The 22,868-nt window shown below is 61.8% G+C and carries 21 protein-coding genes; 5 read left to right on the plus strand and 16 right to left on the minus strand.

Going from position 1 to position 22,868, the window contains the following annotated elements; genetic code table 11:
* Positions 1-39: 39 nt before the first annotated feature.
* The 7 genes from uvrA to OVY01_RS08150 form a co-directional block, all read right to left on the minus strand.
* A complete protein-coding gene (uvrA, locus tag OVY01_RS08130; protein ID WP_267846957.1) occupies positions 40-2,913 on the minus strand; it encodes an excinuclease ABC subunit UvrA in 2,874 nt (957 codons plus the stop codon).
* A gap of 206 nt (positions 2,914-3,119) precedes the next feature.
* On the minus strand, positions 3,120-4,526 hold the full coding sequence (locus OVY01_RS08135) for a hypothetical protein (RefSeq protein ID WP_267846958.1): 1,407 nt from the start codon (positions 4,524-4,526) through the stop codon (positions 3,120-3,122).
* Between the two features lie 18 nt (positions 4,527-4,544).
* A complete protein-coding gene (locus tag OVY01_RS08140; protein ID WP_267846959.1) occupies positions 4,545-5,621 on the minus strand; it encodes a hypothetical protein in 1,077 nt (358 codons plus the stop codon).
* Positions 5,622-6,005: 384 nt separating this feature from the next.
* Complete coding sequence (locus OVY01_RS08145) at positions 6,006-6,212, minus strand: hypothetical protein (protein ID WP_349293513.1); 207 nt, start codon at positions 6,210-6,212, stop codon at positions 6,006-6,008.
* A complete protein-coding gene (locus tag OVY01_RS23255) occupies positions 6,133-6,621 on the minus strand; it encodes a Kelch repeat-containing protein (RefSeq protein WP_432422195.1) in 489 nt (162 codons plus the stop codon). Before OVY01_RS23255 ends, OVY01_RS08145 begins: the two co-directional genes overlap by 80 nt.
* A gap of 240 nt (positions 6,622-6,861) precedes the next feature.
* Positions 6,862-7,098: an Ig domain-containing protein gene (locus OVY01_RS23260; protein ID WP_432422196.1), complete on the minus strand. Its 237-nt coding sequence runs from the start codon at positions 7,096-7,098 to the stop codon at positions 6,862-6,864.
* A gap of 145 nt (positions 7,099-7,243) precedes the next feature.
* Positions 7,244-7,894, minus strand: coding sequence for a response regulator (locus OVY01_RS08150; protein WP_267846961.1), 651 nt, complete (start codon positions 7,892-7,894; stop codon positions 7,244-7,246).
* Positions 7,895-8,297: 403 nt separating this feature from the next.
* On the opposite strand from OVY01_RS08150, the gene OVY01_RS08155 reads away from it, so the two are divergent.
* Entirely contained in the window at positions 8,298-11,678 is a 3,381-nt protein-coding gene (locus tag OVY01_RS08155) for a hybrid sensor histidine kinase/response regulator (protein ID WP_267846962.1), read from the plus strand.
* Positions 11,679-11,684: 6 nt separating this feature from the next.
* On the opposite strand, the gene OVY01_RS08160 is transcribed toward OVY01_RS08155, so the two are convergent.
* From OVY01_RS08160 to OVY01_RS08200, 9 genes are all read right to left on the minus strand, one after another.
* Complete coding sequence (locus OVY01_RS08160) at positions 11,685-12,494, minus strand: lytic transglycosylase domain-containing protein (RefSeq protein ID WP_349293498.1); 810 nt, start codon at positions 12,492-12,494, stop codon at positions 11,685-11,687.
* Complete coding sequence (locus OVY01_RS08165; RefSeq protein ID WP_267846963.1) at positions 12,439-12,684, minus strand: hypothetical protein; 246 nt, start codon at positions 12,682-12,684, stop codon at positions 12,439-12,441. Before OVY01_RS08165 ends, OVY01_RS08160 begins: the two co-directional genes overlap by 56 nt.
* Positions 12,681-13,253, minus strand: a complete 573-nt coding sequence (locus tag OVY01_RS08170) for a hypothetical protein (protein WP_267846964.1) — start codon at positions 13,251-13,253, stop codon at positions 12,681-12,683. The genes OVY01_RS08165 and OVY01_RS08170 overlap by 4 nt, the downstream gene beginning before the upstream one ends.
* On the minus strand, positions 13,210-13,923 hold the full coding sequence (locus OVY01_RS08175) for a hypothetical protein (RefSeq protein ID WP_267846965.1): 714 nt from the start codon (positions 13,921-13,923) through the stop codon (positions 13,210-13,212). Before OVY01_RS08175 ends, OVY01_RS08170 begins: the two co-directional genes overlap by 44 nt.
* Positions 13,920-14,816 carry a type III secretion system inner membrane ring lipoprotein SctJ gene (gene sctJ, locus OVY01_RS08180; protein WP_267847712.1) on the minus strand — a complete coding sequence of 299 codons (897 nt, stop codon included), beginning with the start codon at positions 14,814-14,816 and terminating at the stop codon, positions 13,920-13,922. The genes OVY01_RS08175 and sctJ overlap by 4 nt, the downstream gene beginning before the upstream one ends.
* A 24-nt stretch (positions 14,817-14,840) precedes the next feature.
* A complete protein-coding gene (gene sctI, locus OVY01_RS08185) occupies positions 14,841-15,125 on the minus strand; it encodes a type III secretion system inner rod subunit SctI (RefSeq protein ID WP_267846966.1) in 285 nt (94 codons plus the stop codon).
* A gap of 58 nt (positions 15,126-15,183) precedes the next feature.
* Positions 15,184-15,477 carry a type III secretion system needle filament subunit SctF gene (gene sctF, locus OVY01_RS08190; RefSeq protein ID WP_349293499.1) on the minus strand — a complete coding sequence of 98 codons (294 nt, stop codon included), beginning with the start codon at positions 15,475-15,477 and terminating at the stop codon, positions 15,184-15,186.
* The gene (locus OVY01_RS08195) at positions 15,464-16,807 is read right to left on the minus strand and encodes a PrgH/EprH family type III secretion apparatus protein (RefSeq protein ID WP_267846967.1); all 1,344 of its coding nucleotides are present in this window, start codon (positions 16,805-16,807) and stop codon (positions 15,464-15,466) included. The genes sctF and OVY01_RS08195 overlap by 14 nt, the downstream gene beginning before the upstream one ends.
* Positions 16,808-16,880: 73 nt before the next feature.
* Entirely contained in the window at positions 16,881-17,060 is a 180-nt protein-coding gene (locus tag OVY01_RS08200; protein ID WP_267846968.1) for a hypothetical protein, read from the minus strand.
* A 53-nt stretch (positions 17,061-17,113) separates the two neighbouring features.
* Between OVY01_RS08200 and OVY01_RS08205 the strand changes: the two genes are divergently transcribed.
* From OVY01_RS08205 to OVY01_RS08220, 4 genes are all read left to right on the plus strand, one after another.
* Positions 17,114-17,725 carry a helix-turn-helix domain-containing protein gene (locus tag OVY01_RS08205; protein ID WP_267846969.1) on the plus strand — a complete coding sequence of 204 codons (612 nt, stop codon included), beginning with the start codon at positions 17,114-17,116 and terminating at the stop codon, positions 17,723-17,725.
* Positions 17,722-19,572, plus strand: coding sequence for a type III secretion system outer membrane ring subunit SctC (sctC, locus tag OVY01_RS08210; protein WP_349293514.1), 1,851 nt, complete (start codon positions 17,722-17,724; stop codon positions 19,570-19,572). Before OVY01_RS08205 ends, sctC begins: the two co-directional genes overlap by 4 nt.
* Positions 19,556-20,665: an HrpJ domain-containing protein gene (locus OVY01_RS08215; protein ID WP_267846970.1), complete on the plus strand. Its 1,110-nt coding sequence runs from the start codon at positions 19,556-19,558 to the stop codon at positions 20,663-20,665. The genes sctC and OVY01_RS08215 overlap by 17 nt, the downstream gene beginning before the upstream one ends.
* A 98-nt stretch (positions 20,666-20,763) precedes the next feature.
* The gene (locus tag OVY01_RS08220; protein ID WP_267846971.1) at positions 20,764-22,866 is read left to right on the plus strand and encodes an EscV/YscV/HrcV family type III secretion system export apparatus protein; all 2,103 of its coding nucleotides are present in this window, start codon (positions 20,764-20,766) and stop codon (positions 22,864-22,866) included.
* Positions 22,867-22,868 lie beyond the last annotated feature (2 nt).

The following is a 22,868-nucleotide window of genomic DNA, read 5'->3' on the forward strand; positions in this document are numbered from 1 at the left end:
GACGCGCCGCACGCACGCGCCGCGTGCCGCCGGGGCACGTCACGTCTTGCGCAGCAGCGGTGCGAGGTATTTGCCGGTAAAGCTCGCTTTCGACTTCGCGATCTGCTCCGGCGTTCCCTGCGCGATGATCTCGCCGCCGCCGGCGCCCCCCTCCGGGCCCAGATCGATCACCCAGTCGGCGGTCTTGATGACGTCGAGATTGTGCTCGATGATGACCACCGTATTGCCCTGTTCGCGCAGCCGGTGAATGACTTCCAGCAGCAGCGCGATGTCCTGGAAGTGCAGGCCGGTGGTCGGTTCGTCGAGGATGTAGAGCGTACGTCCGGTGTCGCGCTTGGACAATTCCAGGGACAGCTTGACGCGCTGCGCCTCGCCGCCGGACAGGGTCGTCGCCGACTGCCCGAGCCGCACATACCCGAGTCCGACCTCCAGCAGCGTCTTCAGCTTGCGCGCCACCACCGGCACCGGTTTGAAGAAATCGTGCGCCTGCTCGATCGTCATTTCCAGCACGTCGCGAATGTTCTTGCCCTTGTACTGGACTTCGAGCGTCTCGCGGTTGTAGCGCGCGCCATGGCAGACGTCGCACGGTACGTAGACGTCCGGCAGGAAGTGCATCTCCACCTTCAGCACGCCGTCGCCCTGGCAGGCCTCGCACCGTCCCCCCTTGACGTTGAACGAGAAACGGCCCGCCTCGTAGCCGCGCTCCTTGGCCGCCGGCACGCTCGCGAACAGCTCGCGGATCGGCGTGAAGACGCCGGTGTAGGTCGCCGGGTTCGAGCGCGGCGTGCGGCCGATCGGCGACTGGTCGACATTGATGACCTTGTCGAAATATTCCAGCCCGTCGATCGCCTCGAAAGGCGCCGGCTCGGCCGACGAGCCGTACAGGTGCTGGGAAATCGCGTGGTAGAGGGTGTCGTTGATCAGCGTCGACTTGCCCGAGCCCGATACCCCCGTCACGCAGGTCAGCAGGCCCACCGGCAGATCGAGCGTCACGTGCTTCAGGTTGTTGCCGTACGCCTCGACGATGCGCAGGCGCCGTTCGTCGGGTGCGCGCCGCTGCTTCGGCACGTCGATGCGCTTGCGCCCCGACAGGTACTGGCCGGTCAGCGATGCCGGGTCGGCTTCGATGAAGGCCGGGGTGCCCTGCGACACCACGTGGCCGCCATGCACGCCGGCGCCCGGGCCCATGTCCACGACGTGGTCCGACGCGCGGATCATGTCCTCGTCGTGCTCCACCACCACCACCGAGTTACCCAGGTCGCGCAGATGCTTGAGCGTGTCGATCAGGCGGTCGTTGTCGCGCTGGTGCAGCCCGATCGACGGTTCGTCGAGCACGTACATCACGCCGGTCAGCCCCGAGCCGATCTGCGAGGCGAGCCGGATGCGCTGCGCCTCGCCGCCCGAGAGCGTGTCCGCGCTGCGGTCCAGCGACAGGTAGTTCAGCCCGACGTTGTTCAGGAAGGATAGCCGGGAGATGATCTCCTTGACCACCTTGTCGGCGATCTCGCCCTTCGCGCCGTCGAGCTTCAGACCGGAGAAGTAGGCGAGCGCGTCGCGTAGCGGCAGGTTGCTGACCTCGTAGATCGCGCGCCGGTGCGCATGTTCGCCGATGCGCACGTAGCGCGCTTCCTGGCGCAGCCGCGTGCCTTCGCAGACCGGGCAGGTCTGCACGTTCTGGAACTTCGCCAGTTCTTCGCGCACGGCGGCGGAATCGGTCTCGCGGTAGCGGCGTTCCAGATTCGGCAGGATGCCTTCGAACGCGTGCGACCGGACCGCCGTGCGGCCACGTTCGTTGATATAGGCGAACGGGATTTCCTGCTTGCCCGAGCCGTGCAGCAGCACGTCGCGCACCTTCTCGTCGAGTTCCTCGAACGGCGCGTCGATGTCGAACTCGTAGAACGCCGCCAGGCTTTGCAGCATCTGGTAGTAGAACTGGTTGCGCCTGTCCCAGCCCTTCACGGCACCCGCGGCCAGCGACAGCGACGGGTGCGCGACGACGCGCTTCGGGTCGAAGAAGGTGATGTGGCCGAGCCCGTCGCAATGCGGGCAGGCGCCCATCGGATTGTTGAACGAGAACAGCCGTGGCTCCAGTTCCTGGAGCGAGTACGCGCAGATCGGGCAGGCGAACTTCGAGCTGAACACCTGCTCGACCTGCGCGTCCATCTCGAGCGCCAGCGCGCGGCCGTCGGCCAGCCGGATCGCCGTCTCGAACGATTCCGCCAGCCGCTGCTTCATGTCGGCGCGGACCTTCAGCCGGTCGACCACGACGTCGATCGTATGCTTCTCGGTTTTCTTCAGCTTCGGCAGATTCTCGACCTCGAAGATCTTCGCACTGCCCTCGTTGGCGGTGCCGCCCCCGGAACGGATCCGAAAGCGCACGAAGCCCTGCGCCTGCATGTCGTCGAAGAGATCGACGTGCTCGCCCTTGCGGTTCGACACCACCGGCGCGAGGATCATCAGTTTCGTGTCCTCCGGCAGCGCGAGCACCGCGTCGACCATCTGCGAAACGGTGCTCGCGGCCAGCGGAATGTCGTGTTCCGGGCAGTAGGGCGTGCCCACGCGGGCGAACAGCAGCCGCAGATAGTCGTGGATCTCGGTCACCGTGCCCACCGTCGAGCGCGGATTGTGCGAGGTCGCCTTCTGCTCGATCGAGATCGCCGGCGACAGCCCCTCGATCAGGTCGACGTCCGGTTTCTCCATGAGCTGCAGGAACTGCCGCGCGTACGCCGACAGGCTCTCGACATAGCGGCGCTGGCCTTCGGCATACAGGGTATCGAAGGCCAGCGACGATTTTCCGGAGCCGGAGAGGCCGGTGATGACGACGAGCCGGTGCCTCGGCAGGTCCAGATCGATGTCTTTGAGGTTATGCGTGCGCGCGCCGCGAATGCGGATTTCGTCCCGGGATTCTGCCATTAACCTGTCGATTCTCGAAAGGGATCAACCCGATACTATAGCGGCTTTTCCACCATATTGTATAAGGGGTTCAGGCTATTGCTCCGGGCAGGGCGAAGGATGTCGGGCGGGAAGCCCGCTTCCGGGGCCCGACGGTGGGACGAGGGGTGCCGGAAATCCGTCCGGTCCCGTTTCAGGCGAAAAGCGGTCGCGGAGACGACACCGCGTTACCGGTCGTGGTCGCGACCGGATGTCGCGCAGCGAAGCGCGTACAGTACGAGACTGTCGCAGTTGGTCTTGACGAGCTGCTCGATTCTACGATCGCCGCGGTGTACCAATTTGAGTGCTTCTTTTTTCACGCCTTCGCTGGGATCGGCGCCCGTGAAGTCGTCCGGAAGGTGCTTGCCGAAGCGGACTGCGTTGCGGTCGATGTCCGCATCGGCGTTGCCGCGGAGCAGGTTGCCGTGTACGCGGAGTCCGGCCCGACAGAACGCCTCCAGTTCGTGGAGCGCGTTGCGCGGCGAAGCCGACAAGGAAACGGCATCCTGATTATGGTGCAGCGGAAACGTCAGCGTTTCCCGCCGGCCCGTTCCGTGCGTGACGGCTCGCAGTATCTGGAGCAGGCAGTGGGCTTCGCTGTCGTCGAAGAAAGCATCGGTAATGATCAGGGAGGGGTCCACCTCGTGTTTTTTCATGAATTCGCCAATTGCGGCAGGCGAGCGGCGTTCCACCCTCATGCGATCGTGGCTCAGGTGGGTGAAGGCGACGAGCTTCTCCCGCTGCGCTGAAAACAGACTCGCATGGTTGTACATCGTTGTGATGTCGCGGCGCCACTTCCTCACTTCATCCGGAGTAAAGAGCTTGCCGCCGAACACGCGCGACAGGTCGATGGCCAGCGCCGCATCGCTCATTTCGCGCGTTTTCTCCGATGCCGCGTGACACAACATGTCGACGCTCGACAATGTCCGTGCAACCCGGGTGATACGATCCATGTCCCGCAATTCCTCCACGGACCATGTACGCAGGATTTCGGTGTGGTTGCCGCCTGCCGGGATGGCCTCCACATGAAAGGGAGGGGGGGGCGCTTTGATCGGCAGACGCTGCCATTGCGACGGGTTCGCCGGAAGCAGGGCGGCGGAGGGCGGGGCCGTCGATCTCCTGGCAAGCTGCTCCGCTTCGAATACCCGCTGTTGTGAAAGCACTAGCGCTGGCGAGGTCAACGGCGCGAGGTCCGCAGCGGGCGTCGGGATTCGCGCGGGTATCGTTGCAGCGGCGGTTTTGTCTTGCACGACATCGCGCTCGCGGCCGGCGTTGCCGGGACGCGATCGATCCGTCTGGCTCGTATCGCCTGATGAATTCTTCACCGAGGCAATGCGTTTGCGAAGTTCGTCGATGAACAGCGGATTCCGCCGAATGGCGAAGTTGCTCGGTGGTCGGGATGCCCGCGGCGTGGAGGAGATGGCGTGCGGTGAAGACTGCGACACGTCGCTGGTCTGTTCCGAGAACGGCGACAGTGACCGGAACGTGCCCGGAGGCGCGCCTTCGGGCGGCGCGAAGCGGGAGCGCGCGGCCGACCGCCCGCTCAACCCTCGGATCAGCGAATAAAGTCCACGTGTTGCGGGAATTGACAGCATGGCGGGATGCCTCCTTGATCAAATTGAACAGTGGTGTTCCGTCAGCGAATGAAGATTCACGCTACCTAGCCGACCACTGACATTCTCCAATCCAAACGATGCACGGTATTGCACCGCGTCGTCGCTTCCGAAGCGGATCACGTAAAGGTCGGCGCGTTGGGCGTCGGTTCGCGTGCCAGCCGGCTGGATCGCTTCGGCTTGCGTCGTCTTGACGCGATCGACAAGGTCATCCTTGCGCGCCAACTGGATGCCGATCGATGAGTCGGCGCCCTGCCAGCACACGGTTGCGAGAAGGGTGAAGTAGTCGCTGCGGCGAATGCCGAAATCCTGCAGGTTCGCCAGGCCAGCGTGCACCATCCGCCCCGTCGGCCCGGGTCGCGTGAGGCGCAGCCGGTTTTTGCCATCCCGGCCGACATGCAGGACGCTGCGCCACTCGCCGGATGGGGACTTTTCACGCAACCGCATGAAATCGGCGGCCCCTTTCCGACTGAGGTCGACGCCAAGTGTCATTCGATAGGTCGACATCGTATTGCGTGCGACCGGGTGTCGGCTATACAAGGAAAAATGCTGAGGTGGGCTTGCGTCGTGGGAGACGGATCGCATGGACAGCACGTTCACCGGCTCGTTGCGGTGCCGCCCGATCGCATACACGGTACGGCTGTCGGTGGCGCGCTTGATCCGCGCGATGTGCCCGATCTCGCACGCATGGCGTTCCCGCCCCGCCGCGTTCTGGTTGGTGGCGATGCAATACTGCCGGAAGTCCCGTTCGACAATGCCCGTGACGTTGAATACCGCATCGATCCCATCGCCGGGTGGCGCGCGTTTTACGGAAAATGGGGCGCCGGCCTGGCATTGCCCCAAGGAACGCGGGGCGGCCAGGAGGTTTCCGACGTGGCTCAACAATGCCAGCAGCGTGATCCAGTTCCCGGCTCGGACATTTTCAAGAGACGTTCCCCGGGCGCTGGCGATCGCCCGCACGATGCGGGCGTCGGCTTGTGCATGCAGGCGTCCCGTCCCGTGCCTCGCGTTCTCGAACGAACCGATACGCTCCCGGTGCGTATCCGGGAGCAGGTCCGGTTTTCCCGGGCGGATCATCGCGCGGCCCCGTTGATGCGCAGGCGCGCGCGCGCGCGGCCCCGTATCTGTCCTGTCACCGTGATCATCGGGCCACCTGGTCGTCCGATTCTCGATGAACGGGGATGGCCGGCACCGGCCGGTTCGCCAAAACCCGGTGGGACGTCATCGCCTCGACCGGTGCCGTATCCGGGCCACGGTGCGCCGTCGATATCCGCCCGGCGCACCACAAGTCGATCTCGCGTCGGTACGACGTCCCATATCGTGCGATTCGATCATCAGATAAAGCCATTGGCGTCGTCTCTCTCAATGAAAATATGCGGAGACTTATTTATAGACGCTGTCATGAACGCATGGCGATCAAAAACCGGTCATGTCCGCGACGCCATCGCCCGATGGGCGCTGTCAGGGCGAATAGATCCCGGCATCGGTTCCAATGGACAGCACCTGTCCGGAGGTCAGGCCGACGAGGCGCTGCTCTTCCTGCGCCGCCGCCATGACACCGGTGCCCACCCAGGCGCGGGTGCCGGGATCATAGCGCTCCGCGCTCGCGCTGCCCCCACTCCCCACGTCGCCCCCGGCGACCAGGATCGTGCCCGTCTTTCTGGAGATTGGCGGTGTGCTGGAGGCGGGGAAGAATCATCGCGCCGCTGGTAGCGGACCGAGTGCCGGACGATGGGTCATAGCGCTCGCTGCCGACGCCCGCGACCAGGACTTGATTGGTCCGCAACAATGTCGCGGTATGGAGCATTTGCGGGACCACCATCGCACCCGTGGTCGTCCAGATTCCCGCGGCGGGGTCGTAAAGCTCGGCGCTGGCAAGCGGCGTGGTCGCATCGGTCCCACCGCCGGCGACGAGCACCTTGCCGTCGGACAACAGCGTGGCCGTGTGCTGCGCGCGCCTGGTTGAGAACGCCGCCCGCGCGCCGCTGCTGCGTGCCGGGATCGTAGATCTCGGTAGTTGCCAGCGCACTGGTGCCGGACGCCGTCGCGAACCCACCGGCGACCAACACGCTGCCATTGCCTAAACGTGTCGCCGTATGGGCGCCCCGAGCAACGATCATCGCGCCACACGTGGTCCATGTGTTTCGTGCCGGCGCGCAGACTTCCGCGATGGCCGTCGGCGCAGCCGCGCCAGCGCTTGTAGGAATGCCACCTGTCACAAGGATGGTGCCGTCGTTGAGCAGCGTCGCCGTGCCATCGATATGGGGCGTCAAGAACGCAGCAACGACTGTCCAGGTGCCGGGAGCGACGATCGCGATCACGACGCTGGTCCGCGCCTACCGGCGGCGTTGCTGCCCACGATCGCATACGTTGTAGACGGGCTGACATCCGCAGGGGTGCCACCGATCACGCCTGAACCCGGATCGATCGCCAGGCCGGCCGGAAGGTTCGGTGAGATCGCGTAACCAGGGCGCAGCGCAATGCGGTCCACCATCTCGGCATGCACAGATCCATGCCTCGTCGTTTCTCCAGGTAAACAGCGGTTATCCGACATTCCGGTCGACGGGCACCGCGTTCAACGCTCCGGGTCACGGCCGCAACGCATTGCGGATCGAGGCGCGTTCGCATGCGTCGAGCGCGAAACTACCGTCCATGCCGGAATGGGCGCCAGGAAAACGGCCGGACATTGCCGTCGGGGTTCAGTCGCTCTTCAACTCGCGCACGATGCTTGCCAGTTCGACATCGTTGCGAGCGCCGAGCTTGCGCATGGCGGCGCCTTTCTGATTACTCACCGTTTTCGGGCTGCGATGCAGTCGCGCCGCTATCTCGGAAATGGAAAAGCCATCGCACGTCATTCGCGCCACGATCGATTCCTTCTCCGACAACGCACTCAATCCGCCGGCTTTGTCCGGGCCTTGAAATATATTCGACAGCAGGGCACTGGCAATCGGCGGTGGTAGATAGATGTTGCCGCTTTGCACATCGCGAATAGCCTGCGGCAACCCGGCACAATCGCTACGTGCCTTCCCGATGAATCCGGAGGCGCCCGCCGCCAGCGATGTCGAGACAATGTGCGACCCGGTATGGGAACTGAGGATCAGCACCTTGGTATTGGGCGCCACGCGCTTGATTCTTTTCAATAGATCGAGACCGTCCGCCTGCGGATCATCCGCGAATTCGAAATCGCACAACAGCACGTTCACGGGGGTTTCAAGGAGATGCTGAAACAGCTCTCCAATAGTGGCGCAGCTGAACCGCACGTCGATATCCGGATGTTCGGTCAATACCTGGCTCACTCCCAATAGTATGACTGGATGGTCGTCCGCCAACCCGACTGATATTTTTTTCATATTTCCCCCCGTATCGCGTTTGCGAATCCAGGTAACCGATCCACTCTGGCGGCACCCCGTTCCGCTCGTTTTTATTTAGTAATCCTGTTTTGCGCCTCGCAGAAAACATATTACGATAGCCACGAACGCGATCCAGATAGCCGCTGCCTGTAGATATATCATGCTGGAACCTCGTTGAAAAGTTGCTTTTTTGCAATAAAACAATAGTAGATAGAGTATTTTTCTATTTATTATTGTTTTTCTTGAAAAAAAATTGTATAAAAACTTGGCTTAAAATCTGTTTTCGATGTCCCATTGTCTCGGAATGGGTGTTTTTCCGGAACGGGCGTAGATGCAATGCGGGATGGGCGAAGGCCCAATTTGCAGGGTCGCTAGTTTTTTAAGATGAAGAGAATCGAGCACCATGCCGCAACGCATTCTGGCGCGTACCTACCGGTACAACCAACGCCTGTTGTATGGAGCCGCGATCACGCTTTCGATCGCGATCTTAGGCGCTGCCGCTCTTGCAACGGTCGCTGTCGTCGATCAATATCGAGACAAACAGGTCGCGCTTTTCGTAACCAAGCGCGAGCAGGTCAAGTCCGAGGTCGACAATCTGTCGGTCCGGCTGATGCAGCTCGTGGATCTGTATGAAGCCGCCTGGTCGTTGCACCAGACGGACTACGTTCCACTGCATGCGTATCAAGGGCGGTTGAAGGAAGGCATGGACGTGACAGGAACGTCCGCGGACCTTACCGTGACGCCCTTTACCATCGTGAGCAACCTGTCGTCGCCAGGCGATGCCGACCGGCTGGCCGTGCTGCTGCGCATTCTTCGCGATGTGTCCGCCGCGCCGTCGATCGACGCGCGCAAGATCGGCGTGACCTTGCAGGGCGGCATCTACGCGCCGGATGGCAAATTCATGGCATTTTCTCCGCCGCTGGATGAAAGGGCGCAAGTCACGGCGCGCACGCAAGGCGCGGTGCGTTTCAATCTCGGCAGGATGGCGTTCGCGGAGGACGTGCTCGCCTGTCAATCCCCGAGAGGTTTGCGTACGAGACGTCCGTTCTGGGTCACGGAACGGACGGGGCGTGACGACGATGGGGGCGGGGCCGATGTAGCAAGCGAAACGCACGGGACGAATCAGTCCGCCATCTCGCAAATCGTGCTGCCGATTTTTCATGGCGACGAGCGCGTTCTGACGATCGACGTCAGCGTCGGATTCGACGACTTTCTGCAATTCTTCCTGCATAGCGAGCGTACGCCGGGATTTTTCGTTCTGGATAGCGCGCGTCACCAGAATCTCGGTTTCGCGTTGGACTCGGCCGCGGACGAACGGCGCTACCGCGCGATCCAGCGTCAGCCGGCGATAATCGGGCAAGCCGACGGCGAACTTCGTAGCTACCGCGAAGGTGCCGTCTTCTATATCACGCAGAAAGTCAACGGTCCCGACTGGATCGCCGTTTATGTATTCGATTGGCGCGATGTGATCGCGAGTCTGCACCGGGAAGCGCTCGGTGCGCTCGGTATCGTCCTGGGATCGCTGCTGTTCCTCTGGGGCGCGGTGATCTACTTCGACAAACGAATCGCAGGGCCATTGAGCGTCAGCATACAGAAGCGGATCGAAGCCGAACATTTCAGCAAGTCAGTGGTTGATACGATTCCGGTCGGCGTGGCGGTCTATATTCCGGGGACACACGAGGTCGTTCTGGAGAACGCGGTGGCGGCACGCATGCTGGGCGTGGAGGCCGGCACGAACGGCAGCGACTTCTACAAGAGGATCGCCGATGAACAGCCGCTGCTGCACGATAGTCACCGGGACCACATTTTTCGAGAAGTTACCTGGCCGTTTGCATCCGAACGCTCCGCCTGTATCGGCGTTGCCGCCTCCAGCACGACATATGGCGGCCGTGCCGCGTTGTTGTTCGGGTTGGTCGACCTGAATTTCAAGAAAGCCAATGAGCGTTTGCTGATCGAGGGGAAGGAAAAGGCGGACGAGGCAAACCGCGCCAAGTCGATGTTCCTTGCCTTGATGACGCATGAAATCCGCACGCCGCTTCATGGCGCGGCGGGGCACCTGGAATTGCTCGAGCGCGAAGTCTTCGACGTGGAACAGGTCGAGCGCGTCGCGATGATCCGGCGCTCGTTCTCGTCGCTGCTCAAGATCGTCGACGATCTGCTGGATTTGACCAAGGTCGAATCGAACGCCCTGACGATCGGCAGCGTGCGTATGTGCGTCAACGACATCGTCGAGCAATGCGTGCAGCAGTTCGCCCCAACGATCACGCAGCGCGGGGTACGCTGCGTATGCACGACCGACGCCAGGCTGGACGGCATGGTGCTGGGCGACGATCAGCGGCTCGGCCAGATTCTGCTCAATCTCCTCAGCAACGCCGCGAAATTCACCGAGAAAGGCGCGGTATCCGTCAGGAGCGAATTGATCAGCACGAGTCAAACCCAGCAATGCGTCCGGCTGGAAGTCGCGGACACCGGAATCGGTATCCCGGCGGCGCTGCAATCCACGCTGTTCAATCCGCTTACGCAGGCGGACGATACGATAAGCCGACGCTTTGGCGGAACGGGACTGGGCCTTTTCCTTTGCCGCAAGCTCGCCATGTTGATGGGCGGGCGCATTACGCTCGAAAGCGCGCCGGGAGCGGGAAGCACGTTCTACGTCGACTTGCCTTTCCAGATGGGTCGCGTCGATGCGCTCGAAGAGGCCGCCGACGCGTGTGCCGGTCTTCCCGGCACGCGCGTCGGTACCGATGTCGATGACCCGGCATGGCGGTCTGCCCTGGCCCAGCGCATCACGCGCTGGGGCGGGCATTTCGTCGACGCGGCGGAGCAGGCCCCGCTCGACATCCTGGTGACCGTATCCGACATCGGTCCCCCGAATGAACGCGTCGTCCACGCCACCGCTTCGCACTCGCGGTCTTCCGCGCGTCCAAGCGCCCGGGCGACACGCACTGTTCGCCTGGCGGCGGATCTGCCCTCGGTGCCCCGCTTCGAGGACGATACCGTCTTACTGACCTCGCTGTCGCGGCAGGCGCTGCGTGACACGCTGCATCGGATCGCCTGCGGCGAAGGCAGCGCGCCTGTCGTTTCCGCCCCGGCCTCACCATCGCGGAAGGTCGCCGATCTCGATATTCTCATCGCAGAGGACGAGCCCGTGAGTCGCAGTCTCTTGGTGGACCAGTTGCGCCGTCTCGGATACACGCGCATCCGCAGCGCCGAAAACGGTCTTGCCGCGCTGGCTTCATGGCGCGAGCGGCCGGCGGACCTCGTCATCACCGATCTGTCGATGCCGGTGCTCGACGGCCCGGGCCTGCTCCTGGAGATACGGCGCGAGGACGCGGGGGCGAAGGTCGTCTTCACGACGGCGTCTGTCAGGGACGACCGCGGGATGGCCCTGTCGGCATTCGATGGACAACTCGAAAAGCCGGTGCTGCTCGACGATTTATCCCGTTTGCTGGAACGGCTCACGGGCAGGGACGCCGGGGAAGGCGAGGCGGCGGCGCCATCGCGACGCACGGGAATCGATGCGATCCTGTGGGATGCGTTCCGGGTCGAGTGGAAAAAAGATCGGGCGAATCTTGCCGGCGCCGTGCGAACGCGCGATTTTTCCTCGATAGAGCGTCAGATCCATCGCGTCCGCGGCGCACTGCTTACCCTCGGCGACGATTCGCTGATTCAGGCGCTCGAACCGGTATCGGCTGCTGTCGGGCGACAGGATGAGGCCGAGTTGGATCAGGCCTGGATCACGCTGGCCGCGCGGGTGGACGAGGCATTGCCGACATCGGTTTGACGCCCTCTAGGGGGCAAGTGTCGTGGACATGTCAGTGTCGTCATGCGGCTGTGGTGCGTTCCGCGCGCGCGCGAGCGTCACCGCCGGACCGGGGAATCCGCTGAAAGCCGGTGCTTTCGCGCGACGATTCATGGCGTCATGGCCGGAGGCGGTCGTGCGCCGTCCGTCGGTGAGATGTCCGCCATCGTCGGGATGAATCGCCGCCATGCCCGGCAGTCGAAATGGCGATGGCGGTGTGAGTCCCGCCGGTGATGCGTTGGCGCCATAGTAGCCAGCGAATATCCGCCGTGCATAAGTACGTTGCTTGTCGGGAGAGTGCGCGTTGTAGCCACCCACTGCGCGCCACGTCGCGCCATATCGACGAATGTTGCGGGCGAGAATCCAGGCGCCCACGCTTTCGTTCGTGCATCGGTCGAAAAGACGCTTTTCCGAAATTCCGTACCGCTTCAGGATGGGAAGCCAGTGGCTATTGATCTGCATGACGCCGATATCGTACGAGCCATCGCGGTTACGGTTCAATGCGGTGGCGTTCAATCCGGACTCGCGTTCGCCGATCACGTACATCAACCTCGCGTCGAGTCCATATGCGCGGGCCGCCTCCGTCCAGCAATCTCCGGCCTGCGCGCACGTCGTTCCGAAACCCATCGTGCACATGGCGCTTGCCATCCACCGAACCCATCGGCACCGCGTGGTTCGGTGTCGGGTGGCTTCGAAGCGCACGGTGGGCTGGCTGCGGTTCTGTCGGATAGTCACGCTGGCTTCAAAACAGATCGGGGTCGAACTGGAGGGTCGGACTGGCATCGGGCGCGTCGTCATCGGATGAGCTCATGTTCGTCATCATGATCTGCATCATCCATTTCTGCATGGCGGAGGGCGACATGCCGCCGGTGCCTGTCGCGGAGGCCGCGGCAGCGGCATCGGACAGACTCCGCGGCGATTCGGAATCGGCGTTCGGCATGGCCTTGGATTCGCCGAACGCTAAAGGTGCCGATGGATCGATCGTCATGGGGATTCCTTTTCTTCTGTTTGCTGGGCGCGGGACAATAGCGCCGCGACCATTTTTGCGGTGATGTCGGCACCGGGCCCGCGCGCGCCTCGCTGCATGCGGGCGCAGACCTGGGTCGATGCGGCGGCTGGCGTGAACGAGAGGGAAAATGGGCCATGACCAATGACGAGCCGGTCGTTCGGCGAGGGGCTCAAGGCGAGGCGTCGTCCGCTGTTCGCCTGTAATCGATCGACTTCGCATGGGTCCAGCCGGCACCATCGCGGAAGGTGAACGCTCACCGGCTGATCCGTTTCGCGATCCTTCACGCCCAGGTATTCCTCTATCAGTGCGTTGACCGTCTCCGTGTCCGTGAACAGCATTTCCACGTCTCGCGCGATGGCATCGCGCTCGCGCGCCAGTTGCGCGGCGTAGGTTTGCGAAAGCTGCGTCGTTTCGCCGATCAAGACGTCGACAAACAGTGCGATGCCATCGCGGTAACCATCCAGACGGGCCTGCTCGTAGCGTGCGTCCACCTCGCGGCCGGCGTCATCGACGATGCGCCTGGCGATCTTCCTGGCCGTTTCTTCCAAGGCGAGGCGTCGGTTGGCGCGATGCAGAGCCGAACGCCGGTACACCACGCCGGCTTCCGGCGTCGGGGCTTCCCCATAGATCTTGTGTGAGTGGTTGCGCATAGCTCGTTGCCATCGAGAGAAGGGTGTGGGAAATCCAGCCGCGATATCCAACCGGTGAAGCGCGTTGCAATTGCGTGGATAGCGCAGTCGCGTCCGCGTCGGTTCGCGCGGAAAAAAGCAGTCCGAGCCGTTCGGCGATGACCTCGTGCATTCCCGGAATGGCGAGTCGCAGAGCGGCCAGACCGCAGACGGCCGGATCGACTTTTCCGGCGCGAGCGCAGGGCGGTACCGCGCGATGCGGCAGCGGCAATTCGAGGAAGCGTCGGCGGCGCCCGTCCAGGCGCCGGTACTGGCCGGACGCGAGCCAATCGGCGCGTTGACTGAAGAGCCCGAGCAGAAGGCAGAGGTCCGGAATCGCGTTCCAGCAGCGCAGCAGGGCAGAGGTGGGAGGATCGGTTGGAATGACGTCGGGCGAGGCGGTGTGCAACCCGTGCTCGGCGAAGATGATCGTGTTCCTGCTGACTTTGGACAGCGTGCGCCACGATGCAGCAGCCATTGTCACGCGGGCTGGATGCAGATAGTCGTCCGGGTCGAGCATGATTCGCAGCAGGTGGTTGGTGCCGTTCATTTGATCACGGGTTCGACTTTGTGCCGCGCCACGCGGAAACGGCGGAAAAATCCCGTCGATGAAGAAGGTTCCGCGGCGGAATCGCGGTGGTCGCGCTGGGTCGGCGCGTCCCGTTCGGAGCGATCCCGGTCGCCGCCGCCGCGGCGTCCCGGCAGCCTGGCAAGCCAGGGTGACGGCAGCGGACGCGATGCGAGCCGCGGGGCCAGCGCGAAACCCAGCGCGCCGAGCAATGCGACGACACCGATGATGCCTGCCAGCCAGATGCACAGATGAGCCCAGTCCACGCCGCCGGACGCCGTCGGGACCGCGGAGCCTCCGGGAAGCCTTCCGCGAAAGATCGGCGAGCCGCGTTCCACCACGACAGAAATATCGTCGTAATCGATCTGGTCGAAACTGTTCCTGACATAGCGTTTCACTTCGCTGATCAACGCATCCTGATCGACCTCGCCGGCATAGACCACCAGCACGGCGACATGCATGCGCTTCGGGGTATCGATGTTGCCCGTTAGCGGGTAGCTGACGTTCACCCGGGCGCGAACGACATTGTTCAGCGCCGACAGGTTGCTGGAAAGCCGTTGTTCGATATAGGAGATCAGCCGCGAGTGTTCGGCGAGGGGCGTCGAAATCAGACTGTCGGACGGGAACGCCTGGCTTATCTGAATCTCGGCCGGTTGCGGCAGGTCGTAGCGGCGGGTGAGGTCCACGGCCGCGGGAAAGTCGTTACGCGCGACGTCCACCGCGAAGACGTTTTTACCAAGGTCGCGTTTGGTGGCGGACACGCCGTGCCGCTGCAGTACCGCCACCACCGCGTTTACCTGCGGTTCCGTAAGGCCGGACAATAGCGATTCGTTGTGGCACGCGCAGAGTACGAGCAAGCTTGCCAGTGGCAGCATCCGATAGACACGGCGCACGGCGGATTACCCCTTGACCAGCGTTTCGACGCCGCTTGTAAGGCGTTTCACGACGCCACTGACGACGGCGTTGTTGATGCTGTAATTGGCCAGTTCGACCTGAAATGCGGCGAGTGCCGCGGGATTGGAATAACCATTCGGTGTCTGCATGAAAGAGTCGATTCGGTTCCTGCTCGAAATCATGTCATCGGTGAGATTTTGCACGGCCGATCGCAGCGCTACATCCAGACTTTTTTCGCCTTCGACGGCGGTCGCCGAAAACGCAGATGCAACGATTGGGACGATTTTCATCGAAAAGGATCCTGAAAAATGAATGTAGCGCTGTTTGCGTCGTATCAGACCACGGCGCTTACCGAAGTTTGCCGGCGATGTCGGTGTCGATGTCCTTCATCGCCTTCACCGCGCTGCTCTGTGCATTCCGGTACATGTTGTACTCGGACAGGAGCGCCTGATAGTTCGCGAGAGCGCTCGGATCGGAGGGGCTTGACTGCAATTTCGCCAATGCCGCATCCAACGCGCTGCCAAGGCTGCCTACTCCGGTATTGAAACCCTTGGCGATGTCGATGATGAACATATCGAGACCTTCACCGAAAGTATCCGATGAAGCGGAAGGACTCGATCCAATAGACTCACTTTTGCTCATGATTAGTTTCTTTATTTCCAGCGATAACGTTATCAAAATACCAATGATCCGGGTCGACCAGAACGTAGCCGTCCTCGCCTACCCGGCGTGATTTCCCGTCCAGCCAGGTGGTTTTCAATCCGAGGCCGAACCGGACTTTTCGATGACCCCAGTCATGCGAAAATCGTTTCACCAGGTCCGACATCGCGGACAAGGCATAATCAGTGATGTAACCGGTGACGAAAAACGTCACGTAGCCGCCCGACTCGATTCGCGAATACGTCACCGGAATGCGGGTCAGACGGGCACTCGCCATCGCGGATACGGCATCCAGCGAGACTTCCCGGATATGCAGGCCCGTCGCGAACGGCAGGACAGGCTTCAGGAGCGTGGTGGCGTCGTCGATCCGCTTCTTCGCGACATCCGGATCCTCACCCTGATGCGCAACCAGGATCAACTCCGGCTCGCTTACCTTGTCGAAGAGCAAGGTGAAATAGTCGACGCCGTGCTCATCGAGAACCCGCTCCGACTGTGATCGCAGATCGCCAACGGAGGTGACTATCGGCCGCTGGTTCAAAGGGAAGCGCTGGGCTATCTGTTTGTTCCAATCCTCGTCGCTTTCCGTTGACGCAATGACATAGACCTTGCCGTCCTTCATGACGAGACGGTTCTTGCCTGCGCCATTGTCGAAGACCGTTTCAAGCTGATTCAGCTTGGCCTGATCGGCAAACATGCTTGCGACGATGCAGGTCGCCAGCGCCACGAGCGAGACCGCCACGCAACCCAACGCGCCGATGCGGCGCTTCGTCCAGGTGGTCGGCATTGCGTCCGCGATGGCCGTACGGGCGCTACCATCGTGGCTTTCCAGCGCTGTGTGGTCCGCCGCCGGCGGACCGGCGGCGAAGTGAAGTACCGCATCGGACCAGGGCATGCCGGTGAGGCGGACAGCGAACGCGATGTGCGCGAATTGGCAGACGCAGTTGAGCCGACCGCCCTCGACCACGCTATTGCCTCCATCGATCCACTCGACGTCGAAGCGGCACTCATCATCGTCCTCACCCGTCTGGAAATTGATCCGGAAGTTAATGCCCGACTGGTGATGCGGAACAAACAGCATGTTCTTCGCAAATTGCGCGGCATCCTGCACGACTGTCTCAGTGCCCTGCAACTCATCGGACTCCGTGCTGTTCGGGCCGACGACGAAAAAGATCGAATCTTCCCGCGGCAGCAGCAAGTCGACGCCGAACATCGGACCAAAAAGGATGCGCAGCTCGTAATGGGCTTCAGCATCAGTCGACACACCATTCATTCCATGCCTTTCGCCAAGCATGCGGCTCCAGGCAGCATGCATTTCAACAAGTAGAAAACGAGACAGAGATGCTCGTCATTGCATTTCGTAATGAGACATGATTGATTTTGAGCAGTCAATCGAAAAAAACAAACGATTGATATTCGAGGGAAATCCTCTGGGAAAGTGGGTCGCCGCCCATCCCGCATTGGGCCTGCAACCATATCTTATGATCGCCGTGATTCGCATAATACGTCGGTGTCGAAAAGACAAAAAGCCGTTCGACGATGACCGCGTTGGTGGTCGGAAAGAGCATGTCGGGATTGGGTTTTCCCCATGAACAAAAAATTCTATGCAGGATAACGAATTATGTATGAAAGGGAGAAGATCCGATACTTGGTGCTGGACAAGCATCGTCTGGTTATCACGACCGACACCGCCGCGCAGGAGGAGCGGAGCATCCCGGTTGCACGAATCGCCAGCCTGCTGGCATTCATGGAAGCCTCCCTGGGTGTCGACGTGGATAGCGCCACGTTCGAACGACGGGACTGCGCCGCCAATGTGCTGAGGATGACCGCCACGGATCTGTCCTCGGGGGGCGGGTTCGAGCGTTGGCTGTGCGATCGTGTCGTCGATGACGATTCCCACATCATGCCGCTGCGGTGCTTTCTGCGGACTCAGGAAGCGTATCTGCTTGTCCGCTTTCTGTTGCTCTCTTTCGATGGCCATGCTTCGGTAAGCGCGCTTGCGCAACGCTATGGCGTTTCGGCGGTCCAGTTCAGGCGAATCTGTAGAGGCATCTTCGGGGGCGGATTGAAGCGCCGTCTCCGGCAGTGGCGCGCACAGAACGCCCTGCACGATATCCTGTCGGACCACGGGTCGCTCACCGAGCTGGCCTATCGGCATGGTTTCGCATCGTCGTCCCATTTCGCGCAGGAAATAAAATTTCATTTTGGCGCACGGCCGGGGTGTCTGCGATGAACGCTCGTATTGTGGATCGTCGGGCGTCGGCTGTCTGGCGTCAGGAGTGCCGTCTCGTGGCGGTGGCCGTCGCCGTGCTGGGTTGCCTGTGGTGGGGTCCGGCATCGGCGCAGGAATCGTCGTCGCCCGCCACGCTTCCCGCCGGAAACCTGGCGTCGGCCAAATCGACGCCACCAACGTTCATCGCCAACAACACCAGCCTGAGCGACGTCTTCGATGCGATCGAGGGCAGGATCGAGCGCCCGATCGTTGCCAGTCCGAAGACGCGTGCGCTGTTCGTGACGGGGACGTTCGACCTCGCCTCGCCGACGGCCACGTTGGACAAGCTCGTGCAGATGATGGGGTTGATGACGTACGACGACGGCCGGTCCATCTACATATACCGGAACAACGAAGTGACCGGATCGATGGTACGAATGGGCCGTCAGCGGCTAGGCGATGTGCGGGCATTCCTGCGTTCGTCGAATCTCTATGACGAACGGTATCCGATCGCCGGATCCGACGGCATGGGGGTGTTTTACGTGTCGGGGCCGCCGATCTACGTGCATCTGGTCGTGGCCGCGGCCAAATATCTCGATGAATTGCCGGGTGCGCAGAGCGACACGGCGATGGTATTGCGGGTAGTGCCGTTGCATAACACCTTCGTCGCGAATCGGCGATACCGCGTCCGTGGCGAATTGGTGACGGTCCCGGGGGTCGCCGATGTCATCCATGCGCTCTTTGCGACGTCCGGTGGCACCGCCGCCGGCGGCGAGTCATCGGCGGCGGAGGTGTCGCACGCGGAAGCGCGCAAACCGACGGATGTACTCGCGTTGCCGTTGCCGAAGCCGGCGGACGACGCGGGCAGTGCGTCGGACCAGGGCGGGCCCGGGACCGGAAAGACGGTGGCGATGCGGGAGGACACCGTATGGGACGTCCGCATGGTTTCGAATCCCGATGGCAACAGTATCCTGCTGTACGGGCCGCGGGACCACGTCGACTTGATGGAGCGTTCGATACGCGCGGTGGACGTCGCCAAACGGCAGATCGAGTTGTCTTTGTGGATCATCGACGTCGACCGGCAGAAACTCAACGAACTGGGAATAAATTGGCAGTCCTCTTCCAACTTCGGACCTCTCACGGCCAGCGTGAACGGCACGCAAATGGCGGCGCTCAACGGCATCACGTTCCTGGCGACAATCAACGCGCTATCGGAAAAGGGGCGAGCAACGATCGTGTCCCGCCCTATCGTGCTGACCGAAGAGAACGTGCCGGCCATTTTCGATAACAGCCATACGCAATATTATCCTCTGGTGGGGGAGCGAACGACTGCATTGGAGCATTTCACGTACGGGACGCTTGTCAGTGTGCTGCCGCGATTGACGCGGGAGGCGAAGGAGGTGGAAATGATCGTGACGGTGCAGGACGGTCGATCCCAAAACAGTGGCAGCACGGCGAAGGATACGCCGGTCATTCCAGGCGTCAGCAGTACGCAGATCAGCACCGTAGCGCGGGTTCCCCGATTCAAAAGCCTTCTGCTTGGGGGCAGCACGATCGATCAGCACGAAACGACGACGTATTACATCCCGGGACTGTGGAAACTGCCCGTCGTGGGAAGTCTGTTTCGTCTGGATCGGACGCGGACCGAACACATGGTCCGCTTGTTTCTGATTCAGCCGCGCGTTCTCGCGCGGCAGGATGGCTGGCAGGACGGACAGACGCTGACGGAGGGCGGCCTCTCGTCCAGCCGGTCGGAGATGGCGGCGACGAGCCGGATGTTGCAGCGGTATATGGACAACGTCGACGACGCCCGGGCCGACAGCCTCGAAGGAAACCCATCGGAGAAGCACCATGCAACGAATCAGTAGCATGAGCAAGGATTCCCTGTCGAATTTGTCGACGTCGGATGGTGCAGCGGCGGGGATGCCGAAGGGTAGCGAAAGAAGCGAGGCAGGGCATCAGCCGGCGCAGATGCCTTGCAACAATGCCGAGGAGCGGCTATATGCGCTTCAGGACGATCTGGGCATGATGTTGGCGCAGAATGCCCGTCGCAAGGATGTCGAGCGCATGCGGCCGCGGGTCTCCGACGAGACCGAGTCGATTCTCGAGGAGGATCGCGAAGAGCGTCTGGCCAGACTGGCGCGCGTGGTCAAATCCGGGAACCAGAGCCTGCGTGACTTCCTGCGGCAGGCGCGGCGGCTTTTTCCCGACGACAGCGATCTCGTGCTGGCGCTCCGGGCACGCGGGCGCATGCCGATGGCGGCCCCGTCGGCGGGACCCGAAGGGGCGAGCACGTCCGCCACGCTCGATAATGCCGGCGCGGCAGCGCTGCTCGACCGCGCCATCGACAACGTTTTCCAGAACGGCGACGCCCGTCATATCAAGGCGGGAATCAACGCCGCCACGCAGGCACGCCGTTATGGCGAGCGCTTGAATATGGGCGCGCGGCTGCTGCGCCAGCTGTATCGGGAGTTCCTCGATTTCGTCGATGCATTGCCTGATCTCTACGATGACTGGATCGAGAGGTTCGATTACGATCAACGCATCGGCCTCACGCGCTACGTCAGCGAGACGCTGACGGCGGATCGGCGGGCAGTGGATCCGAGCTGTACACAGGAAGTGTTTTCGGCATTGATCGTGCAATGCAATGTATTGCGAATGATGACGGCAGCCGAACGTTTGCTGGTGCAGCTGGCGCCGGTCGGCGCGCCGCCACAGGACAGGGGGGACCTCGAACGCCAGATGGCAGGGTTGCTGACGACGATGATGCGCGACCCGACGGAGGTCAAGCTGGCCGTCGGGATGCTGTGCACGCGGAGTAGGACGTTGAACGAAAGGGAGCGATTCGTACAACGCGTCTATCGTGCGTTCGCCGCCCTGCCAATTGCGCTTTATCCCGACATCGGCCACCGCCAGACGATTCTAAGCGACGTTCTCGGTCTGGCCACCCCACATTTCTAGCACGATGTGTTCGCCTTCGCGTCGCCACCGTCCGGTTGCTTCTTCTTAGACTGGCAATAATTCGCAAAGCGAGGCTCGACCTCGCGACGGGCATCGATATGTCATACCTTGCTTCCGGGCGCCGAATCCTCTCGATTCTTCAGAAAAAGCCCGAACTGCTCGTTCTGTGTCTGATCATCATGATCATCGGCATGCTCATTGTGCCGCTGCCGCCCGAGCTGCTGGATTTTCTGATCGCCGTGAACATGATCACGGCGTTGCTCGTTCTGATGAGCGCGCTGCACGTCGTCAACATGCTGAGCTTATCGACGTTTCCGGCCATTGTCCTGTTGACCACGCTGTTCCGCCTCGCGCTCTCGATCAGCAGCAGCCGGCTGATCCTCATGGACGGCCATGCCGGAAGGATCATCCAGACGTTTGGCGAATTCGTCATCGGGGAGAACATCGTCGTGGGAATCGTCATCTTCGCGATCGTGACGGTCGTCCAGTTCATCGTCATCACCAAAGGCGCCGAACGCGTCGCGGAAGTGGCCGCGAGATTCTCGCTGGATGCGATGCCTGGAAAGCAAATGAGCATCGACGCGGACTTTCGCGCGGGAATCATCGATGGCGAAGGCGTTCGCGCCAGGCGAAGCGCGCTGGAACGCGAGAGTCAGTTGTACGGATCATTCGACGGCGCGATGAAATTCATCAAGGGAGACGCCATCGCGGGAATTCTGATCATCTTCGTAAACCTGATTGGCGGTATCGCGGTCGGCACGATCAAAGACCATTTGTCGATTTCCGATTCGATGTCCACATACACGATCCTCAGCGTGGGCGATGCGCTGGTGGGCCAGATTCCCGCGCTGCTGATTTCGATGGGGGCGGGTTTTCTCGTCACACGCGTGGCGGGAAGCGAGCAGAACCTGGGTCATGACATTGTCTCGGAATTGCTGTCCAGCAACCATGTACTGTGGATCTCTGCGGGTCTGTCCGCCCTCATGGGCTTTCTGCCCGGTTTTCCGCTGACGGTGTTTTTGACTGTTTCCGCAGTGTTGGCATTGCTGTGTTGGCGGCGTTGGCGCAATGGAGCGCTTTCATCCGGTTCTCCGGCCGCCGGCGCCGCAGAGCGGTCTTCGCAGGCACCCGAGGCGCGCGCGGCACCCTTGGCAATCGGCGAGGACTACGCCGTGCCGGCAGGCCATCCCTTGGTGGTGTTGCTGCCCCACGCATGCAAGGGTTCCGTGGCGCCGCGGCAGCTTGCCACGTCCCTGCATGCCAGGACGTTCGGCAACACGGGCCTGTTGCTTCCGGAAATTTTCGTCGGGTTCGCCGGCCCTGCGGCCGAAGCGACGCCCGATTCCGGCCACGACGATGACGCGCGGCATCGCGTGACGGTTCGCGTCAACGATGTCGACGCGGCATCCCTGTATATCGCGTTCGACGGTGTCCGGCTGCTCAACGGCGCCGATTTGAGCCGCGGTTTCGGCATGACCGTCTCGCAACTGCTGGACTGCGACGGCGGATCCGTGGACTGGGTCGACGCGGACGCGGCGCGGCTACGGGATCTTGGCGTGGATTTTCGTGAAGCGCTCGACGAATTGCACGATCAGTTCATTTCCGTGGTGCTGCGCAACTGCAACGAGTTTTTCGGAATACAGGAAACGAAGAATCTGCTGGATACGTTCGATACCCGCTATCCGGAATTGCTGAAAGAGGTCTATCGGCAATTGCCGATACAGAAACTATGCGAAATCCTGAGGCGATTGCTGATGGAACGGGTGGCCATCAAGAACATGAAGTTGATTCTGGAAACGCTGGCGAATTGGGGAATGCGCGAGAAAGACAGCATCGTGCTGGTGGAGCACGTTCGCACGGCGTTGGGACGGTACATCTCACACGGCGTGGCGCATGACGGACGAGTGAAAGTGCTGATGTTGACTCCGGATTTCGAGGACCGGCTGCGCCAGGGTATCAAGAACACGTCGGCCGGCACCTTTTTGAATTTGACGCCGGATGTCGCGAATGAATTGATCGATCGCATTGGCGCCGCGCTGAACCAATTGAATGCGATTCGTCGCGATTTCGTCCTGCTTGCATCCATGGACGTCAGGCGCTACACGCGGACCCTGATCGAGTCGCGTTTTCCAGGATTGCAGGTCATCTCATTCGGGGAAGTGTCCGATAACGTCGAGTTGGACGTGCTCGGGAACATATAGGG

Source organism: Robbsia betulipollinis, assembly GCF_026624755.1.
In the GTDB taxonomy this organism is placed as follows: Bacteria; Pseudomonadota; Gammaproteobacteria; order Burkholderiales; family Burkholderiaceae; genus Robbsia; species Robbsia betulipollinis.

Bases quoted from the DNA above. Each gene is read 5' to 3' on its own strand.
- uvrA (WP_267846957.1), bottom strand. From the start codon at position 2,913: ATGGCAGAATCCCGGGACGAAATCCGCATTCGCGGCGCGCGCACGCAT.
- OVY01_RS08135 (WP_267846958.1), bottom strand. From the start codon at position 4,526: ATGCTGTCAATTCCCGCAACACGTGGACTTTATTCGCTGATCCGAGGG.
- OVY01_RS08140 (WP_267846959.1), bottom strand. From the start codon at position 5,621: ATGATCCGCCCGGGAAAACCGGACCTGCTCCCGGATACGCACCGGGAG.
- OVY01_RS23255 (WP_432422195.1), bottom strand. From the start codon at position 6,621: ATGGCAGCGTGTTGGTCGCCGGTGGGTTCGCGACGGCGTCCGGCACCA.
- OVY01_RS23260 (WP_432422196.1), bottom strand. From the start codon at position 7,098: ATGTCGGATAACCGCTGTTTACCTGGAGAAACGACGAGGCATGGATCT.
- OVY01_RS08150 (WP_267846961.1), bottom strand. From the start codon at position 7,894: ATGAAAAAAATATCAGTCGGGTTGGCGGACGACCATCCAGTCATACTA.
- OVY01_RS08155 (WP_267846962.1), top strand. From the start codon at position 8,298: ATGCCGCAACGCATTCTGGCGCGTACCTACCGGTACAACCAACGCCTG.
- OVY01_RS08160 (WP_349293498.1), bottom strand. From the start codon at position 12,494: ATGACGACGCGCCCGATGCCAGTCCGACCCTCCAGTTCGACCCCGATC.
- OVY01_RS08165 (WP_267846963.1), bottom strand. From the start codon at position 12,684: ATGACGATCGATCCATCGGCACCTTTAGCGTTCGGCGAATCCAAGGCC.
- OVY01_RS08175 (WP_267846965.1), bottom strand. From the start codon at position 13,923: ATGAACGGCACCAACCACCTGCTGCGAATCATGCTCGACCCGGACGAC.
- sctJ (WP_267847712.1), bottom strand. From the start codon at position 14,816: ATGCTGCCACTGGCAAGCTTGCTCGTACTCTGCGCGTGCCACAACGAA.
- sctI (WP_267846966.1), bottom strand. From the start codon at position 15,125: ATGAAAATCGTCCCAATCGTTGCATCTGCGTTTTCGGCGACCGCCGTC.
- sctF (WP_349293499.1), bottom strand. From the start codon at position 15,477: ATGAGCAAAAGTGAGTCTATTGGATCGAGTCCTTCCGCTTCATCGGAT.
- OVY01_RS08195 (WP_267846967.1), bottom strand. From the start codon at position 16,807: ATGCATGCTGCCTGGAGCCGCATGCTTGGCGAAAGGCATGGAATGAAT.
- OVY01_RS08200 (WP_267846968.1), bottom strand. From the start codon at position 17,060: ATGCTCTTTCCGACCACCAACGCGGTCATCGTCGAACGGCTTTTTGTC.
- OVY01_RS08205 (WP_267846969.1), top strand. From the start codon at position 17,114: ATGTATGAAAGGGAGAAGATCCGATACTTGGTGCTGGACAAGCATCGT.
- sctC (WP_349293514.1), top strand. From the start codon at position 17,722: ATGAACGCTCGTATTGTGGATCGTCGGGCGTCGGCTGTCTGGCGTCAG.
- OVY01_RS08215 (WP_267846970.1), top strand. From the start codon at position 19,556: ATGCAACGAATCAGTAGCATGAGCAAGGATTCCCTGTCGAATTTGTCG.
- OVY01_RS08220 (WP_267846971.1), top strand. From the start codon at position 20,764: ATGTCATACCTTGCTTCCGGGCGCCGAATCCTCTCGATTCTTCAGAAA.